This is a genomic window from Flavobacterium sp. LC2016-01, assembly GCF_009711135.1.
In the GTDB taxonomy this organism is placed as follows: Bacteria; Bacteroidota; Bacteroidia; order Flavobacteriales; family Flavobacteriaceae; genus Flavobacterium.
This window is the reverse complement of sequence record NZ_WMIC01000028.1, coordinates 1-506: the sequence shown is the minus strand read 5'-3', so window position 1 is coordinate 506 and position 506 is coordinate 1. Positions and strand designations below refer to the sequence as shown.

The 506-nt window shown below is 46.4% G+C and carries 1 pseudogene; it reads left to right on the top strand.

Features of this window, described 5'->3' with window-relative positions:
• Positions 1-506 (top strand): annotated as a pseudogene (locus GKZ88_RS22670) (secretion protein); the annotation flags it as partial.

Genomic DNA, 506 nt, shown 5'->3' with positions numbered 1-506 from the left:
GTAAACTCAACAGCCTATACAGCAGGCGGAACCTATACAGTTGCAAACAACGGATGCACGGCAGATCAGGAACTGCAGTTGACAGTTACTCCGAAACCTTCAAAAGTAATCACGACAGCGACTATCTGCTCTGGTGATACTTACACGTGGTCAGTAGACTCAACAGCTTATACAACAGGGGGAACCTATACAGTTGCCAACAACGGCTGTACGGCAGATCAGGAACTGCAGTTGACAGTTACTCCGAAACCTTCAAAAGTAATCACGACAGCGACTATCTGCTCAGGAGTTGCTTACACATGGTCAGTAAACTCGGCTAATTATACAACAGGCGGAACCTATACAGTTGCAAACAACGGCTGTACGGCAGATCAGGAACTGCAGTTGACAGTTACTCCAAAACCAACAAAAGTAATCACGACAGCTACAATCTGCTCTGGCGATACTTACACATGGTCAGCAAACTCAACAGCCTATACAGCAGGCGGAACTTACACAGCTGCAAA